This is a genomic window from Companilactobacillus zhachilii (assembly GCF_003606365.2).
Taxonomy (GTDB): domain Bacteria; phylum Bacillota; class Bacilli; order Lactobacillales; family Lactobacillaceae; genus Companilactobacillus; species Companilactobacillus zhachilii.
This window is the reverse complement of record NZ_CP031933.2, coordinates 2,608,470-2,627,207: the sequence shown is the minus strand read 5'-3', so window position 1 is coordinate 2,627,207 and position 18,738 is coordinate 2,608,470. Positions and strand designations below refer to the sequence as shown.

Annotated in this window: 14 protein-coding genes; 4 read left to right on the top strand and 10 right to left on the bottom strand. The window is 37.0% G+C overall.

Annotation, left to right across the window (positions count from 1 at the left end; translation table 11 throughout):
* Positions 1-5 precede the first annotated feature (5 nt).
* A complete protein-coding gene (locus D1B17_RS12095) occupies positions 6-1,868 on the bottom strand; it encodes a BglG family transcription antiterminator (RefSeq protein ID WP_120141364.1) in 1,863 nt (620 codons plus the stop codon).
* A gap of 196 nt (positions 1,869-2,064) precedes the next feature.
* Positions 2,065-2,541, bottom strand: coding sequence for a nucleoside deaminase (locus tag D1B17_RS12090; RefSeq protein WP_120141366.1), 477 nt, complete (start codon positions 2,539-2,541; stop codon positions 2,065-2,067).
* Positions 2,542-2,668: 127 nt separating this feature from the next.
* Between D1B17_RS12090 and D1B17_RS12085 the strand changes: the two genes are divergently transcribed.
* Positions 2,669-3,235, top strand: a complete 567-nt coding sequence (locus D1B17_RS12085; RefSeq protein ID WP_120141368.1) for a TetR/AcrR family transcriptional regulator — start codon at positions 2,669-2,671, stop codon at positions 3,233-3,235.
* Positions 3,236-3,312: 77 nt separating this feature from the next.
* Positions 3,313-4,002 carry a DUF4097 family beta strand repeat-containing protein gene (locus tag D1B17_RS12080; protein ID WP_166806686.1) on the top strand — a complete coding sequence of 230 codons (690 nt, stop codon included), beginning with the start codon at positions 3,313-3,315 and terminating at the stop codon, positions 4,000-4,002.
* Positions 4,003-4,108: 106 nt separating this feature from the next.
* Here the strand turns inward: D1B17_RS12080 and D1B17_RS12075 are convergent, their stop codons facing one another.
* From D1B17_RS12075 to D1B17_RS12065, 3 genes are all read right to left on the bottom strand, one after another.
* The gene (locus D1B17_RS12075; RefSeq protein ID WP_120144149.1) at positions 4,109-5,725 is read right to left on the bottom strand and encodes a putative polysaccharide biosynthesis protein; all 1,617 of its coding nucleotides are present in this window, start codon (positions 5,723-5,725) and stop codon (positions 4,109-4,111) included.
* A gap of 266 nt (positions 5,726-5,991) precedes the next feature.
* Positions 5,992-6,363, bottom strand: coding sequence for a DUF1304 domain-containing protein (locus D1B17_RS12070; protein WP_120141372.1), 372 nt, complete (start codon positions 6,361-6,363; stop codon positions 5,992-5,994).
* 564 nt (positions 6,364-6,927) lie between these two features.
* Entirely contained in the window at positions 6,928-7,239 is a 312-nt protein-coding gene (locus D1B17_RS12065; protein ID WP_120141374.1) for a nucleoside triphosphate pyrophosphohydrolase, read from the bottom strand.
* Positions 7,240-7,419: 180 nt separating this feature from the next.
* Between D1B17_RS12065 and D1B17_RS12060 the strand changes: the two genes are divergently transcribed.
* Both D1B17_RS12060 and guaB read left to right on the top strand, forming a co-directional pair.
* The gene (locus D1B17_RS12060) at positions 7,420-7,749 is read left to right on the top strand and encodes a hypothetical protein (protein WP_137432133.1); all 330 of its coding nucleotides are present in this window, start codon (positions 7,420-7,422) and stop codon (positions 7,747-7,749) included.
* A gap of 129 nt (positions 7,750-7,878) precedes the next feature.
* Positions 7,879-9,357, top strand: a complete 1,479-nt coding sequence (gene guaB, locus D1B17_RS12055; RefSeq protein ID WP_120141378.1) for an IMP dehydrogenase — start codon at positions 7,879-7,881, stop codon at positions 9,355-9,357.
* 236 nt (positions 9,358-9,593) lie between these two features.
* Here guaB and D1B17_RS12050 read toward each other — a convergent pair whose 3' ends face one another.
* From D1B17_RS12050 to D1B17_RS12030, 5 genes are all read right to left on the bottom strand, one after another.
* The gene (locus tag D1B17_RS12050; RefSeq protein WP_120141380.1) at positions 9,594-14,930 is read right to left on the bottom strand and encodes a beta strand repeat-containing protein; all 5,337 of its coding nucleotides are present in this window, start codon (positions 14,928-14,930) and stop codon (positions 9,594-9,596) included.
* 289 nt (positions 14,931-15,219) lie between these two features.
* Complete coding sequence (locus D1B17_RS12045; protein ID WP_120141382.1) at positions 15,220-15,420, bottom strand: cold-shock protein; 201 nt, start codon at positions 15,418-15,420, stop codon at positions 15,220-15,222.
* A 190-nt stretch (positions 15,421-15,610) separates the two neighbouring features.
* The gene (locus D1B17_RS12040) at positions 15,611-16,363 is read right to left on the bottom strand and encodes an SDR family NAD(P)-dependent oxidoreductase (protein WP_120141384.1); all 753 of its coding nucleotides are present in this window, start codon (positions 16,361-16,363) and stop codon (positions 15,611-15,613) included.
* 11 nt (positions 16,364-16,374) lie between these two features.
* Positions 16,375-17,109, bottom strand: a complete 735-nt coding sequence (locus tag D1B17_RS12035; RefSeq protein ID WP_120141386.1) for an IclR family transcriptional regulator — start codon at positions 17,107-17,109, stop codon at positions 16,375-16,377.
* 138 nt (positions 17,110-17,247) lie between these two features.
* Positions 17,248-18,636: an amino acid permease gene (locus tag D1B17_RS12030; protein ID WP_120141388.1), complete on the bottom strand. Its 1,389-nt coding sequence runs from the start codon at positions 18,634-18,636 to the stop codon at positions 17,248-17,250.
* Positions 18,637-18,738: the final 102 nt, after the last annotated feature.

Sequence of the window (18,738 nt, the reverse complement as noted above, 5' to 3'; positions counted from 1 at the left end):
TTACTTCAACTCTGATTTGCATTAGCAATCAGGTTAATAAAATCATCCAAACTTGAAATGTTTGGTAATAAATTTGGCAATTCATTATTAGTAACAACACGTTGTAGCTCTTTAAATATCATTTCGTATCTTGATAGTTGATCATGGGTTGGAATAACGACAATAACTAGTCGAACTTGCTCTTTATCCCATTTCATTGGTTCATCTAGAATAACGATACCAAGTGCAAATTCAGATACATCTGGTATTCTCATTGGATGGGGAATAGCTGCAAAGTTTCCAGTTTCAGTAGATGAAAGTTGTTCGCGTTTAATAATGTCTTTATATAATCCGTCGTTTCCCATTTTGTGAAGAACTGTTTTAATTAATTCTTTCTTATCTTTAAATGTCCCGTGAATCAAAAGGCTACCTTTTAAAACTTGATTTAGTATTATACGACTGATTTGTAATTGTAATTTCTTATTATCATTTGAATCTAACCAATCATTGACATAGATAATGGGATATTTAGAATCAATATTTACTTCGTTGGAAGCAACAATTAAAGAAACTTTGGGAATGTCGGTAACGTGTTTAGTATCGACAATTGAAACCACCTGAACATTGGAAAACTTTTCCTCAATACGACGAGCTAGCATTTGACCTGTTACTGGTCGTCTAGCAAAAACTACCGCAATATCAATTGATCTTTGTTGGTTTCGTTCCAAAAATGATGCAAAGTGCAAGGCATAATAACCAATTTCGTTATCAGGCACTTTTAAATTCAATGATTTAATTAGACTGTTAGCAAAATCTACAGCGTATTGATATGCCAAAATATAGTCTGTTTTGATGTGGTGTAAGTAAGAATTTTCAATATAAAATTGATATTGTAGAGGGTACATATCTCTTGAAACGTGTAGTAATAAATCGGTTTGTAACTTAGAATCATGTAGAAATGGTTGTTTATATGTTTCACCAAGTTGCAATAATGCTTCTTGAACGCGATGTTTGAGTTGTGGGTCTGTTTCAAAGTTAATTACAACGTTGTCAGTTAGTAGTTGTTGGCTTACTAGTAACCAAGCAAAGCACCAAGTTTCCACGTTGTCTGGATTAATGTCGTTAAAAATCTCAAATCCTCTTTTTAGTAATTTAGATGCATAGTTTAAAGTTTCCATTTTTAGTTGTTGAGTTTCAGGTAAAATCTGGTTCAATTTGAAGCCTAATTTATCACGGTGATTGGCAATAATTATGTAGCTTGCAATTGGCTTGACTAAAGATGGTGTTGCTTTAAGACTATGCTTAGTGAATTCTTGTCTGATGATTTCTAAAAGGGAATGGATTGTTAATGGGGTAATCCAAGGTTCAAAGTAAAAATTATATTCACGTTCTAATTGTTCAAATGTTGTAGAGTTAGGATTAAAGAAACTATCTAGCAAACTTCTTATTGCGAGTTCATCACCTTCAAGGACGACGCCTTTAAAAATGATTGCTTGTAATTTAACGTCCCGCTGTTCTTCAGCGATTAATTCTTGAATTCGATATATATCGTTGCGAACTGTTTGAGGAGAATAATGTAATTGATCTGCTAAATCTTCGTAAGTCGTCACCTGCGAGGATGTCATCAGATACCGCAAAATAAAGAATGCACGTTGTTCGAATTCCAGTTGACCAGTTTCAGTAATGCTGGTAATTTGTCCTTTCAAAATATAACCATGGTCTGGACTGGCTTCTATTTGAGCACCTTGTAAGTAGTTATTATTTAAATCTTTAACGTAGTTTCTAACTGATCGAGTTGAAACTCCTAAATATTCAGAAAGCTGGTTTCCGGAGATTCCAGATGTCTTTTTCTCGAGTTGTAATAATAACTTAGCGTAGTTGTCTTTCATTATTTCTACCTCCTCTCTACGTTTATAAGATTACCTTTTAATGAAAGCGCTAACAAATACAACTTATTTCCGGATGTGTGCGGAAATAAGTTGTATTTGCAGTTTAGTTAAATTCTAATATGTATTTAAAACAAAAGAGTACTCACATATGATTTGTTCATTTCATATGTGAATACTCTTTTAGAGATTATTATTTTTAGTAAATCTTACTTTCAGCGTTATCCGCAAAACTCTCAAATGACTTAATAGTTAAATCATGATCATGTTGCTCCAGATTCAACATACTCTTATCTTGGCAACCGTCATTCATAAATTTATAAATATTATCATCACGAAAACCAATTTCTTCCGCATCTTCTGCCGTGTTGCCATAATAACAAGTTTTGATGTTAGCCCAAATAATTGCTCCAAGACACATTGGGCAGGGATAAGCATTGGTGTATAATTCGCAATCGGATAAATCGTAGGTGCCTAATTTTTTACATGCCTTCCGAATTGTATAAATTTCACCATGAGCCGTTGGATCATTGCTAGAAAGAACGTGATTACGTCCCTGAGCGATAACTAAATCATCTTTAACAATGACAGTTCCAAAGGGACCACCCTCATGAGTACCAACATTTTTTTGAGCTTCATTAGCTGCAAGTTCCATATACTTTTTATCGTACGCCATACAAAAACACCTCCTAGGAATATATACCATTATTATAGTTCAAATAAATGATGTATAAAAATATCGTTTGACAAAATGAATGAATTAAATTATTATTCATTCATAAAATGATGAAAGGTAATTTCTGATGGAGATAAAACAAGCAAAGCTTTATGATGCAGCTCGAAAGCTATTTTTAGAGCAAGGTTTCAAGGCAACTAATATTGCGGCCATTGCTTCCAAAGCAGGGGTGGCTGTCGGCACCTTTTATAATTTCTATCCTTCTAAATCGGCTATTTTTATTGATATTTATAACGCTGAAAATGAACAAGTTAAGCAGTCCATTTTAAGTGAAGTGGATTTAACTGGTGATCCTAAAAAAGTAGTGCGCAAGATAGTTCAAGAGATTTTAAAACAGTCGCAAGCCAATTTAATCTTGCAAGAATGGTTTGTAAACGCAGCCCTCAATCGTCAAATCTCTAAAACAAATAAAAACGCAGTAACTGATAGTGTGGTTTATGCGACTTTAATGACTTTGATTGATAGCTGGGAGAAACGTAAACTGTTGAAAGTGGGCATGTCGAAGGAACGAATTATTAGTTTGTTCAATGCCTTAACAGTTATAGATTTCCATCAAAGTGAGATTCAAACAGATAATTATTTCCAAGTTTTAAATGACTTAATTGATGGGATTTTATTGGTGATTTTAAAATAAGCATATTTTAAAATTATTTTTTTTGAAAGAAAATGAATGAATGTAAAAATTATTCATTCATAGTTAAGAGGAATAAAATGAAAAAAATATTAATTGCTTTACTTATACTAGTTGCAATCGTTACTGTCGTGATTGTTGGCTTGATTGGTTGGACAGCGAATACTAATCAACGTTTGAATGTTAATCAGTTTACAATGACAAAATTGGAAACTAAAAATATGAATGTGGCTGAAAAAATCAACTCGATTGATATTTCGGTACGCACGGCTGCTATCCAAGTTAGAACAGGACAAAAGGCTAATTTACAGTTGACCAATGTAGGTCAAAAACAGTGTCAAATCAAGCAAATAGACGGTCAATTAAGTATCACAGAGAATAACTTTTCAAAACATCAGTGGGAAGTAGGTCAGAGTGCCAAAATTATTTTGACATTACCTCCTAAAACTTTAAATCATCTTCAAATTGAACAGTTGAATGGAACGTTGAAATTGAATGATCTAACTGTTAAAGATTTACAATTACAACATTCTAATGGGACGACCATTGCTCGTAAATTAACGATTACAGGTCATGGTGAATTGGATAAACACAATGGACGGACTGATTTATATCAGTTAACTAGTGATGGTTTGGATGTTTCAGTTAAGTCTGGTCAGTTCAAATTAAATGGCATCAAAAAAGCTGGCAGTGGACAACGTTATCGTGAAAATGGTAGTCATCCATTAATTATCAAGAGTGGATCAGGTCAAGTTCGTATCGCTCAGTAAAGTATAGCTTTTTTCGCTTAAAACAAACGAGACTAGCAACCCAAAAATCGGGTTACTAGTCTCGTTTGTTTTAATGCTCAAGAGCTGAATATGTTTCGTTTTACTTTTAATAAATCTTTGTATCACGAATATCTTTCAAAATCTTCAATGAACCATCTTTGTAACTGAGGAATCCGTAAACGGCAACCCCAATCAAACCACAGATGATAATAACGATAGTAGCACCAATCTTAGTGGCGTCAGAAATAACTTTCACAACCAAGAAATCAGCGATAACCACGACAACTAGCATGATTAAGCCATCGATGAAAATCTTGAATAATTTTTTGGCAAGTTCTTTATCAACGACGTTAAATTGCTTGTTGATCAAACGGAAAGCAAAATGTCCCATAACCATGAAAGCAATTGTTGAGGCTGCTAGAGGTCCATAAACGCCCATAGCGAGGGTTAATGGTAGTTGTAGAACAATTTTAAGTAGGTATGCAATCACTAAGTAGACAAGTGATTTTTTGACATGATGAGAGACTTGCAAAATGTTTTCCAAAATTAGGAAGACACAGTAGAAGAAAGCTTCCAAACAAGAAACCATCAAAACTTTGGAACCAAGAATACTCTGGTCGTAGAAAACGAAAACAGTCCAAAGCTGACGACTGATAGCAATCATACCGAAAGTAGCGGGCAAGATGATGAACAAGGTAAATTGAACGATATTACGCATCAATTTTTGAATTTGTTCGGCACCGACTTGACGGCTGACCATTGCTGAAAGTGCGGGAATAACTGATGCAGAAACTGAAATAGCTAGAGAAACTAGGACCATGATCAACTTGTTAGCTTGGAAACCAAACATCGCATATAGATCATCGATAGTTTTTTGACTGGCATGTAGAATCAGTTCATAAATCCAAGTAAATGTAGTTTGGTCAAACAATTGTAGAACGGTCATAATCGTATCAACTAGCAAGAATGGAATAGCTGAACGAAGCATAGAACTGAAGTTGATTTCTGGAACATTTTCATCGGTTGGTATATCAGCAGTTGTTTTAATATCTGTAACGGTAACCGAACGGCGTACTCTAATTCGAATCCAAAGTAAGAATACGTAGGCAAGCGTTGCACCAATGAATGATGCCAGAGTTGATTGGTTAACAGCTGACATATAGTTACCCTTTTGTAAAATCATAATTGTGTAAGTAGCGTAAAGCATGTATGCTACACGAGCAATTTGTTCGATAACTTGTGAAAAAGCTGAATAAGAAATAAAGGCATATCCTTGAATATAACCACGCAAAATACCAAGTGCCGGAATGATCAACATCGCGATACTCAAGTATTTGATTGGCGTTACAACGCGCATATCGCCGGCTGCCAAAACAATAGCAACGTATTTAGCCCCAAAAAACATAATCAGTGCTAAGACGATTCCGACTAAGGACATGTAAATCGTATATTTTTTAAAAAGTTTTTCACTTTGATCAAAGCGACCTAAAGCGTTATGAGCGGCGACTTCTTTAGAAATGGCAGAAGGAATACCCGCGGTTGCGATAATCAAAAATAAGTTGTAGATATTGTAGACTTTACCATACAAAGCATTTGCAGCTCCGACAGCAACAGGCCCAATCCAAATATTCCACGGGATGATGTAGACAACCGAGAGAATACGGGAAAGAATCCCACTAAGTGAGATCCATAAGGAACTCTTTAATAATGAATCTTTTTTCATTTTGTTTTCCATTCTTTGTAAATTACTTGTGTTGTGCCGTCTCCAGAGCTGAGAAAGATTAACTGGCTGTGCGGACCGGCCTGAGCCAAGGTCTCAGACCTCGATTTGAAGCCTTGCAAGCAAGTCTTCAAATACGCCCGGTGGTGTAAGGGCTAAAGCCCTAACGCCACTTTCACTGCCTGTTAATCTTTCTCAGCTCTTCCGACTATTTTTTAACTTTAGTAAATTTGATGTTGTTGATTATTTATATCATATAAATAATTACCTTAATGATAAAAAATGGCAACAAAAATCAAGGCTATTAGTGCTGGTGCACCTTGAAGGTAAAGGATTTTCTTTGTTGCTGTAACGGCGCCGTAAATTGCTACTACGATGATATAGAGCATCAATAAAATTAAAATCGTTTTTAAAACTGAACCAGTGAAAAATAAAATCATTACTAAAATTAAAAGGCCGAGCATACCATTGTAAATGCCTTGATTGGCTAAAGCAGTTTGTGCTTCTTTGGTTTTTACAAAGTTAACTGGCATATCAAAAGCATTAGCTTGAATTTCAGGTTTAGCAAACATTTCTAAACCGGCGATGCCAATGTGCTCAAGAGCAACTAATGCCACCAAAAATAAAGTTAAGATTTGCATTGTAATCTTCTTTCTATTAAAAGTATAAGTACCATATTAAACCGTTTTGTTTTGATGTACAAATTGAATCAGAAGCCAAAAAAATGCAAAGTTCAAAAGCGAGTTTCGAGGTTGTTCTTTGGTTCAAACTAGGGTCTGTCTTCAAGTTAGTCTGATAAGAATCTATTCTGACAAGGATAAATATTTTATATAGTATGGTTGTTCCATAGTCCTATCAAGATGGTAATAAAAGCCATGAAAAATATTTGTGGTATCAAGCTATCCTTGAGTTAATAAAGAACTAGTCGGAAGATTTGGACAGTGGTTAATGGCAGTGAAAGTGGTGTTAGGACGACCGTTTTTGTCGTTCTTATAGCACCGGGCGCGTTTAAGACTTGCCGAACTTGCAAGGCTTAAACCGAGGTCCGAGACCGTGGCTCGGGCCGTTCCGCACTGCCAGTAACCACTGTCCGAATCTGGAGACGGCATATCTATAATATAAATAATTTGAAGACACACCCTAGTCCCGTAAACGTTTATACAAGAATCGCAATCAAGCAAACAAAAAGAAGAACCATAACACTATTACGATTCTTCATCGGGTTTTATCATAACAAATTTTTGAGCAAATTTACCCTTTTGATTAATTTTTGCCTGACGCAAACTATCCATTTCTTCATAAGTAATGGATGCGTCTTCCAAAATAGCACGGATAACCTCCTCGAGGTCCCCTAATTCTTCGACTAGATTAGCCCGTGTTTCGGCGTTTTTGACTTCGGTGGCTTCTTCGGTGATTTTGTCACGGAGTGACAGTCGATAGTCCTCGTTGGAGAGAACTTCAAAAGTAGCTTCGTCAGGAATAATATCGGGTATTTTGTCCCGAACTAACTTTTTCATATTTAAATAGTCCCCCTAAAACATCTGTAGAGAAATCTTACCATGAAGATAAAAAAGTGCCAAATTATAACATGTATACTAAGCGTCCAATTTGATAACAATAATGTTGAAATGATATGATTTATTTAAATAAAATTATAAAAAGTGTTGATGATTATGAATCTAACCAGTGTAGTTACTATGGAATTATATGGTGGGCTACTTTTGCTGATAATATCGGGTATAATTATTGCGTTGTTTATAAATGATTTTATTCGTAGAAGAATGATTCAAGCTTGTAAAAGGGCCCTAGAAGATGAAGATGTTATAGCCGAGATATCAGCTGATAGCGCAACAGCTGATTATTTAAAACGGAATTATAACGATGATCTATATCGCATTGACGAATTAATTTCCAAAAAGGGCAATATCATCAAATATAAATTATGTTTGAAGAAGCGTAGTTTTGACTTTTATTTAAAAAAACAGAAGTTGTTAAATTATAAAGTTATATCTATAAAGATGTATTAATGAACTTGTCGTATCAACGATAGGTTCTTTTTTTTCACAAACTTTAATTGACTAACTTAGAAAAATTAGATACCATGTTTATAAATTTTACCCACTAATAGGTAAAGATAAAATCTTAGGAGGAATATCATGTCGGCATGGGATACAAAATTTGATAAAAAGGGATTCACATTTGATGATGTTTTATTAATACCAGCAGAGAGTCACGTTTTACCAAATGAAGTAGATTTATCAGTTCAATTAGCTAAGAATATTAAACTAAACACTCCAATTTTGAGTGCAAGTATGGATACAGTTACCGAAGCACCAATGGCTATTGCGATGGCTCGTCAAGGTGGATTAGGTGTTATTCACAAGAATATGAGTGTTGAACAACAAGCTGACGAGGTTTCAAAAGTTAAACGTTCAGAAAACGGCGTTATTATCGATCCAATTTATTTAACAGCCGATGATAAAGTTAGTGAAGCAGAAAAATTGATGGGTACTTATCGTATCAGTGGTGTTCCTATCGTTACAAATGCAGAAGATTTGAAATTAGTTGGTATTATTACTAACCGTGATCTTCGTTTCATTACAGACTATTCTGTTAAAATTGGCTCTGTTATGACAAGTGAAGATTTAATCACAGCTCCAGTTGGTACATCACTTAAAGAAGCTGAAGAAATTCTCCAAGAACATAAGATTGAAAAACTACCTTTGATTGACAAAAATGGTCGTTTAGGTGGTTTAGTAACAATTAAAGATATCGAAAAAGTTAAAGAATTCCCTAACGCTGCTAAAGACCAATATGGTCGCCTATTAGTTGCTGCAGCTGTTGGTGTGACAAGTGATACATTTGAACGTGCTGAAGCATTACTTAAGGCTGGTGCTGACGCAATTATTATTGATACAGCTCACGGTCATTCAGCTGGTGTGTTGAGAAAGATTGCTCAAATTAGAGAACAATTCCCAGAGGCAACATTAATTGCTGGTAACGTTGCTACTGCTGAAGGTACAAGAGCACTTTATGATGCTGGTGTTGATGTTGTTAAAGTTGGTATTGGACCTGGTTCAATTTGTACAACAAGAATCGTTGCCGGTGTTGGTGTTCCTCAACTAACTGCCGTTTATGATGCAGCAAGTGTTGCTCACGAATACGGTAAGACAATTATTGCCGATGGTGGTATCAAGTATTCAGGTGACATTGTGAAAGCTCTAGCAGGTGGTGGTAACGCCGTTATGCTTGGATCAATGTTGGCTGGTACTGACGAAGCACCAGGTGAATTCGAAATTTATCAAGGTCGCCGTTTTAAGACTTACCGTGGAATGGGTAGTTTAGCTGCCATGTCACATGGTTCATCAGATCGTTACTTCCAAAGTGGTGTTAATGAAGCTAACAAGTTAGTTCCGGAAGGTATCGAAGGTAGAGTTGCTGCCAAAGGTGCCGTTGGCGATGTAATTTATCAACTGCTTGGTGGCTTGCGTTCAGGTATGGGTTACGTTGGTGCTCATAACTTGAAGGAACTACAAGATGCACAATTCGTTCAAATCTCAAATGCTGGTTTGAGAGAATCACATCCACATGATGTTACTATTACTAAGGAAGCTCCTAATTACTCAGTAAAATAAGAGAGTGGAACAGGCCCGGTAATTTCCGAGCATTTGCATGACTTCACGAATTATTCGCTGGGTTTTGCGAATGATTTGGGAAGTTAGGCAAAGCGGAAGAAATTGGCCTGTGGAACTCGTTTTAAAATAGAGAGCTGACCTGTTGTAGCTCGTTTTAGAGCCGCTGACTATATAAAAAGGTCCTATCGAACTTTTAAATAAGTTCGATAGGACCTTTTGTGTTATCTGGACTTGTATTAACGATAATTCTCGACATCAACGTCACTAGCTTTAACAAATTCGTTAGTAGCGACGCGGTAATACTTGTCACCGTTGATATATACGACACTATCAACTTTCCAACTAGTATTATTTGATAGAGTTCTATTTGTGACTTCAGTGCCCTTAGCAGTGTAAAGAGGTGTGTATTTGTCAGCATGAGTTGTTACGATCATATTTACAGGTGAGTAAACATAGACATCATTAGCATTAACAAACTCGTTGGTAGCAACACGATAGTATTTAGTATTGTTGATAACGTAAGTTTCACGATCAGTAATCCAACTGCTGTCTGGAGCGAGAGTTTCTTTAGTAATTAGGACGTTTTCAGCCTTGTAGAGATCTTTTTCAGAATCGTCGTAAGTTCTGATGTGTAAATTGAGAGCTTGATATGGATAGACTTCTCCAACTTTAGCCCATTCATTAGTAGCAACACGGAAGTAGCTAATTCCATCAATTGTGATTGTAGCATCGCTGTACCAGTTTGAGGCTGTGGCTAGATAGCGACTTGTGATTGGAGCCATCTTGTTATCAGCACCTAGTTGGTAAAGTTCGACGTCTGGTTTGTCGGAATATGTGGAAATTGTTTGTACCTTGTGTTCAATTGTTCCTTCGTCGGAGTTTGGAATTACAGGTTTAACGGTTCCCGAACCATGAGATGGATTCTTCGTATATGAAAGTTCATCTGTTTCTAAAATGGATTTTGAGGTGTCAATGGCATCTGTAATTGTTGGTATTCCGTCTGCATTGTAAGTGACAATTACTGATGGAGCTTTGTATCCAGACATTTCCTTAGCAGTTACTGACACAGGATTATCGCCATATTTACCAGCAGGAATTAATAATTGTGAAATTGTACCATCTGGATTTTTGACTGTTAGTGTCTGGGATGGATTATCAACTCCGGTATAGGTTATAGTGTCAGTTACTTTGACAGAACCATCGGGCTGGATGACACCAGAAACAATACTTTTATCAGGTGTGTAGCCTTCTTTAGTAGGTACAGTGACGTCAACAGTATCACCAACTTTACCAGAGATACCAGTAATGGTCTTATCACCATCATTAGTGGGGATAGAAGCTGAGCCGCTTGTAATAGAGTTACCGGTATAAGTAACAGCGTCAGTTACTTTAACAGACCCATCAGGTTGGATGATGCCAGAAACAGTAGTTTTATCAGGTGTGTAACCATCTTTAGTAGGAACAGTGATTTCGACAGTGTCACCGACCTTACCGGAGATACCAGTGACAGTTTTCTCACCATTGTTAGTAGCGATAGAAGCTGAGCCATTTGTAATGGAGTTACCAGTATAAGTAACAATGTCAGTTACTTTAACAGACCCATCAGGTTGGATGACACCAGAAACAGTGTTTTTATCAGGTGTGTAACCTTCTTTATTAGGAACAGTAACGTCAACAGTGTCACCAACTTTACCAGATATGCCAGTAACAGTTTTCTCACCATCGTTAGTGGGGATAGAAGCTGAGCCATTTGTAATAGGATCACCAGTATAAGTAACAGTTTCAGTAACTTTAACAGACCCATCAGGTTGGATAACACCAGAAACAATGGACTTATCGGGTGTGTAACCATCTTTAGTAGGGACGGTAACGTCAACAGTATCGCCAACTTTGCCAGATATGCCAGTAACTGTTTTCACACCATTGTTAGAGGAGATAGAAGCTGAGCCATTTGTAATGGGATTACCAGTATAAGTAATGGAGTCGATAGTAGTGATGGACCCATCAGGATTGATAGTAGCTTTAACGGTGTTTTTATCAGGTGTGTAACCTTCTTTATTAGGAACGGTAACGTCAACAGTATCACCAACTTTACCAGTGACGTCCTTGATTGTAACTTCTCCCTTATTGGTGGAAATAGTAACAGGCGCAGTAGTTTCGTTACCGATGTAAGTAACAGTATCAGTAACTTTAACAGACCCATCAGGTTGGATGACGCCAGAAACAGTGTTTTTGTCAGATGTATAGCCTTTTTTGGTAGGGACAGTGACATTAACAGTGTCACCAACTTTACCAGAGATACCAGTAACGGTTTTATTACCATCGTTAGAGGAGATAGAAGCTGAGCCATCTGTAATGGAGTTACCAGTGTAAGTAACGTTGTCGGTTACTTTAACAGACCCATCAGGTTGAATGACACCAGAAACAGTAGTTTTGTCAGGTGTGTAACCTTCCTTAGTAGGAACAGTGACATCAACAGTATCACCAACTTTACCAGAGATACCAGTAACGGTTTTATTACCATCGTTAGAGGAGATAGAAGCTGAGCCATCTGTAATAGGGTTACCAGTGTAAGTAACGTTGTCGGTTACTTTAACAGACCCATCAGGTTGAATGACACCAGAAACAGTAGTTTTGTCAGGTGTGTAACCTTCCTTAGTAGGAACAGTGACATCAACAGTATCACCAACTTTACCAGAGATACCAGTAACGGTCTTCTCACCATCATTAGAAGAGATAGAAGCCGAACCATTTGTAATGGAGTTACCAGTGTAAGTAACGTTGTCGGTTACTTTAACAGACCCATCAGGTTGAATGACACCAGAAACAGTAGTTTTGTCAGGTGTGTAACCTTCCTTAGTAGGAACAGTGACATCAACAGTATCACCAACTTTACCAGAGATACCAGTAACGGTCTTCTCACCATCATTAGAAGAGATAGAAGCCGAACCATTTGTAATGGAGTTACCAGTGTAAGTAACAGTGTCGGTTACTTTAACAGACCCATCAGGTTGAATGACGTCAGAAACAGTAGTTTTGTCAGGTGTGTAACCTTCCTTAGTAGGAACAGTGACATCAACAGTATCACCAACTTTACCAGAGATATCAGTAACAGTTTTTTCACCGTCATTAGAGGATATTGAAGCTGAACCATTTGTAATGGAGTTACCAGTATAAGTAATGGCGTCAGTAACTTTAACGGACCCATCAGGTTGAATGACACCAGAAACAGTAGTTTTGTCAGGTGTATAACCTGTCTTAATTGGTACTGTTACTGTTACAGTATCGTCAACGGTACCAGCAATATTATCGACCTCTTGATTTCCCAAGTTAGAAGAAATGGTTGCCTTGCCGTCTGTAATAGAATTACCACTATACTTAACAGTATCAGAAGTAGTGATGGATCCGTCAGGATTAATAGTAGCTTTAACAGTGGACTTGTCGGGTGTGTAACCTTCTTTAGTAGGGACTGTAACATCAACAGTATCGCCAACTTTACCAGTAACGTCATTAACTGTGATTTCCCCTTTATTAGTAGAAATAGTAATAGGAGCAGTAATTTCGTTACCGATGTAAGTAACAGTGTCAGTTACTTTGACAGAACCATCGGGTTGGATGATACCAGCAACAGTGGATTTATCAGGTGTATAGCCTTCTTTAGTAGGAACAGTGATATCAACGGTATCACCAATATGTCCAGAGATATCGTTAACCACTTGATTGCCATCATTAGTGGAAATAGTAGCTGTACCATTTGAGATTAGAGCACCTACATAGGTAGCTTCATTAGCTGCTGTAGACTGTGTTTGATTAAAAGTTACTTGAACGGTGGGGGCAGAAGTTCTTGTATATGTATTTCCATCTTCAAATTTAAATGTGTCTGGAACGTTAATAGTGCTAGATTGACCGACTGTTCCTTGGGCAATAAATGAAATCGGACCATGATTAGTGTTAATAGTAATCAAATTAGATACAGTAGTACCATCAGATAATTTGTTAGCATTATAAGTAAGTGTAATATCATTAGATACGGCTTTACCGTTGTATAAACTACCAATACCACTAGTTGCTGTACCAGAATTATCAATCAACGGTACACCTAGAAAACTGAATGATTTGCCGGATAGTTCACCAACGTTAGATGTCCACTGACCACCATACGATGAGGTAAGGGCAGTTTTAGGGCTGAAGGATAGTGATGAACTTAAAGTAATTGATTGTAAATCAGTTCCATCAAACATACCTTCACCGATGGAAGAATCACCTGTATTAGGTCTTCCTCCCATCATGGTCCACATTAAATTACTAAGATTTAAACTTTTTATTTTGGCATCATCCTTGAACATGCCACTTAAATCAGTAAGATACCAGCCTTGCCAACTCTTCAAACTATCCATATTTGTTAGGTTTATATCATTTGCAAAAGCGTAACTTGCATCTGTTAATTTTTTAAACGGTTTACCGGGTCTAGGGTCAGTTGTTGTGTTACCAGAAGCTATATCCACATTTGTAAGTCTAGTGTCATTTTCAAACATATGACTAATGTCTGTGGCTGTACTTAAATTATTACTAGAAAGATCGATGTTTGTTATATTAGTATCATTTTTAAACATGCCCTGCATGTTAGTCGTATTGCTAGTATCTAGTTTCGCGATATCAATGGTTTTTAAGCTTGTCATATTTGCGAACATGTATGATGAATCGGTAGGTGCTTTAACTGGAGCAGTCACTTTAACTGTGGTGATTGAGCCTGTATTTCCGCCCCAGTGCTCTGTATCTCCACCTTTAAAATCATCCAATTGACCAGTGATATTTAAGGTTGTACTGGTTGAATCATAGGTCCAACCAGTACCAGAATCAGTGGTGACGCTGGTGTCTTCGGAAATGGGGGCTGCAAGTGCATCACTAGTTAGTTTATCGGCAGTTAAGTCGGTTGATACCGGATCTATAACTACTGACTCATTAGTTACCTTTTCATTATCTTTAAGATTGTTAGAATCAGCGCTTGCTGAGTCACTCGTTTTAGTGGTTGAACTATCAGTAAGGATCACTTTATCCTCTACGTCGGTAGGTGTGGTAGACGAAAATGTAGATATTTTAGCAGCTGAAGTAACAGGTGCTCCTGAAGGAGTCGAAATGGAATCATTTTCTACAGTGGAATTTTCTTCAGATGATGGAGTTGCATTGTCATCTTTCGTTACAGTATTTGTAGCTATTTTCGTATCCTTTTCCGCTGTATTGCTGTCTATGTTAGAGGATGCAGAAGTGTCGATTGGATTTTTAGAATCACTATTAACTGTTGTGTCTGAGCCCGTTAGGCTGGTTTCTTTATTATTCGATTGAGTAGTTTGCGTGGAATCCTGGGTTTCTACGCTATTACTTTGAGCAACAACGGTCGCTACTTTAGCTGATTCTGTGGTGACATCGGCTTTAGCAATGGTATTTGGGCCTCCTAGAAGTAATAGTCCACCAGCAAAGGAAAGGCTACTTACTACGACCCACGCCTTCTTGGATTTGACTAACTTTTTCCTCATGATTGCGTTAGGATCACGTTTTAATTGTTGAAATCTCATAAATATCCCCCTGATTGTTTATATATTTAGTGAGAAAATATGTACAAATTGTCACTATATGTCACTTTCAAATTATAGAATTGGGATAAAATTATTTACTTCATATTTTGTAAGAATCTTTTACGAAAATGGTATTTTTTTATAATCAAATAATATTTTGGTTTATATATTAAACTATTAAGGAGATAGAACAATTAATTGTAAGTTAATTATAATGGACATCAAAAAAAGGGACTTTAGTAATCATAATTTTGATTACTAAAGTCCCTTTAAAATTTTAAACTACTAATTAGTCTTTAACGATGTTAGTAGCTTGTGGTCCACGGTCGCCGTCTTCTACGTCGAATGTTACGTGTTGACCTTCGTCTAAAGTCTTGAAACCATCACCTTGGATAGCTGAGAAGTGAGCAAATACGTCACTACCATCTTCGCGAGTAATAAAACCAAAACCTTTATCAGCGTTAAACCATTTAACTGTACCTTGTTCCATGAATGAGAACCTCCAGCGCTTTTTGCGCAACTTTTTTTGCATTATTAAGCTAATCTCAGAAAGTAACCATTCGAATGAAAAATTAAGTCTCTAACCAACTCTAATACAATGTATATAGTATGCCTTCTTTTGCGCGAAAATGGAACCCATTTGCTCGAATTAATGTTATTTATTTTTTTATTACGTAAATTTATTGTTGAGGCTGACTACTATAAATGCCGAAACCAGCTGTAACACCAACGTTTTGGCCGGTAACAGAAGCAGCTTCATCACTGGCCAAGAAAAACATCATATTAGCAATATCTTCTGGTTCAACGATTTTCTTCATCGGACTAGCATTTTTAAATTCATCAATAACGGCTTGAGGGTTTTGTTGGAACATTGGAGTATTAGTTGGTCCAGGAGCGATATTATTTACTCGAATACCATACTTTCCATAATCTAAGGCCATTGATTTAACAAGATTGGTTAAGGCACCTTTGGCGGCACTGTAAGCAGCCATGTTGAAATCGCCCATCAAGCCGGAAATTGAGGCGGTATTTAATATAACGCCGTTACGTTGTTGAATCATGTCAGGAACAAAGCTCTTAGTCATTAAATAGACAGATTTAACGTCAATTGCCATAATTCGATCCCAATCGTTTTCGCCTACTTCATGCAAAGCGCCCTTCACAAAGACTCCAGCATTATTAATTAGGGCATCAATGTTACCGAAAGTTTCATGACTGAAGGTTGCTAAATCAGCGACCGACTTAGCATCAGCAACGTTAGTTTGTCTGAATTGAACCGCATCCTTGAATTCTTTGGCTAATAAATCAGCTTGAGCTTGACCATTTTTAATATCGTAGTCGGCCATCACAACTTGCCAGCCATTATTTAAAAACTTTTTAGTTGCGCAAAGTCCCATACCAGAAGCGGCACCTGTAATTACAACTGTTTTCATATTATTCTCCTCTAGAAAAACTCGTTAGTTATTTCCCGACTACAACTAATGAGTTCGTGAGCCATTTGCTTTAATTTGCCACGAGGAATTTTATCAAAAGTTCCTGAGATTCCGAGGGCAGCAATGACTCTTTGATTGCGAAAGATTGGCACAGCTAAGCAACGAATTCCAATGGTGCTTTCTTCATCATCAAGGGCGTATCCTTGTTGGGCAATGATTTTTAAATTCTGTTGGAAAGTTAACTGATCAGATAAGGTGTATTTAGTCGCAATATCAAAATTCAATTGTTTTAAAATATTAGTCTGTTCATCTTGGGGTAGGAAGGCAACAATTCCTTTGCCGAGAGCACTCAAATTAACTGGAGTCACATTTCCCAGGACTTTGAATTCATCGAAACCCTGATTAGCTGGAAATACTTGAGTGATAACGACGTCTTTACCACGTAAAATTCCAATAAAAGCGGTTGTTTGGAATTTATTAGTGATATTTTTGGAAACTGGAATGGCGACCCAATTTAAGTACGGATCGTTATATTGGTTAGTGATATCGGTCTGATGAACTAAAGAATATTTATTATCAATTTTTTTGAGATAATTTAACTCAACTAAGGTACTTAAGAGTCGAAAAACAGTCGTTTTATTCAATCCCAATTGTTGAGATATTTCTGTTAGACGAAGTCCGCTAGTACTTTTTAAAATTTCCAAGATTTTTAAACCATTGCGTAAAGTCGATGCTGAATTTGGCATGTGCGGTTCCTTTCTCAAATAGTAAGATAGTATGTTTTGAAATTAAAACCAAAATTATGATAAAAGTTTCAGTATGTGAAACAAAAATAATAGTAAAAAAATAAGAGTCTTGGGCAGATTTGAAGCTACCCAGTACTCTTATTTTTCATTACTGTGACGGAAACCATAGCTAAAGTAAATAATTAAGCCGACAGCAGTCCATGCGGCATACATTTTCCAAGTGAACGATTGTAACTGTGTCATTAAGTAAACACAGGCGGCAAAGGACACGATTGGAAAAATTGGATATAACGGTACACGGAAAGCCGGTTTTAAATTCTTGGTATTTTTACTGTGACGAAGCGAGATAACTCCAATTGAAGTTACCGCAAAAGCCAGCAAAGTACCAATATTAACTAGTTCAGTGATTTTCTCAATTGGAATAACAGCGGCAACAGTAGCGGCTACTAATCCAACTAAGAAAGTGCTCCGGATTGGCACACCTTGTTTACTGAGATTTTCAAACTGGCGAGGCAATAAACCATCGCGACTGAGGGAAAAAATCAAACGAGTTCCACCGTAAATAACGACTAACAAAACGGTAGTCATACCCATAATGGCACCTAACGAAACGATACCGGAGACCCAGTTAAGATTTAAAATATTTAAGGCATGTGAAACGGGATCAGCCACATTGAGTTGTTTGTAGTTAACAGCTCCAACTAAGACTAATGAAACGAGACTATAAAGAATAGCAACAATCAATAGGGAAGCGATGATACCAATCGGCATGTTACGCTTTGGATTTTTAACCTCTTCACTAGCTGAAGATACAGTATCAAAACCTAAGAAAGCATAGAAGGCGACCGCAGCACCACGTCCGATTCCGCCGACACCAAAGGGCAAGAAAGGATTGTAGTTTTTAGGTTTAACATAGAAGACCGTAACGGCAACGAATAATAGGATAACGAATATTTTGATGTAAACCATGATAGTATTAACTTTCATCGATTCCGTCATACCTTGAAGTAGTAGCGTTGTAGCGATTAAAACAATCACAAAAGCCACGATATCAAAACGGCCTTCGGGATTTCCAACCGTTCCAGCAGCGGACTGTAATGCTTTAGGCAAGTGAATTCCAAAGCCAGCCAGCAAGTTACGAAAATAAGCTGACCAACTAACAGCCGTTGAAGATGCAGCAAAGAGATACTCAGAAATTAACGACCAACCAACGATCCAAGCGACAATTTCGCCATAGACAGAGTAGGAATATGTATAAGCACTACCAGCTAACGGGATGGTTGATGAAAATTCAGAGTAACAAAAAGCAGCACCGATACAAACTAAGGCGGCTAAAAGATATGTCAAAATCACACCAGGTCCGGCATAGTTTGCAGCGATGATACCGGGAGTAATAAAAATACCAGAACCGACAATAACCCCAACACCCATGATGACTAAGTCTTTGGCTGTTAAAGTCCGATTAAGGCTTGTTTCTTCGTGTAAAAGATCATTAGCAATGTCTTTTTTTCGAAATAAAGAGGGCATAATTAACACACTTTCTAATTTAATGTACATAACATTATTACATGATTAGAATTAAATTTACAGCTTTAACTTGGGGGGATGTCTCCAGAGCTGAGGCAGGTT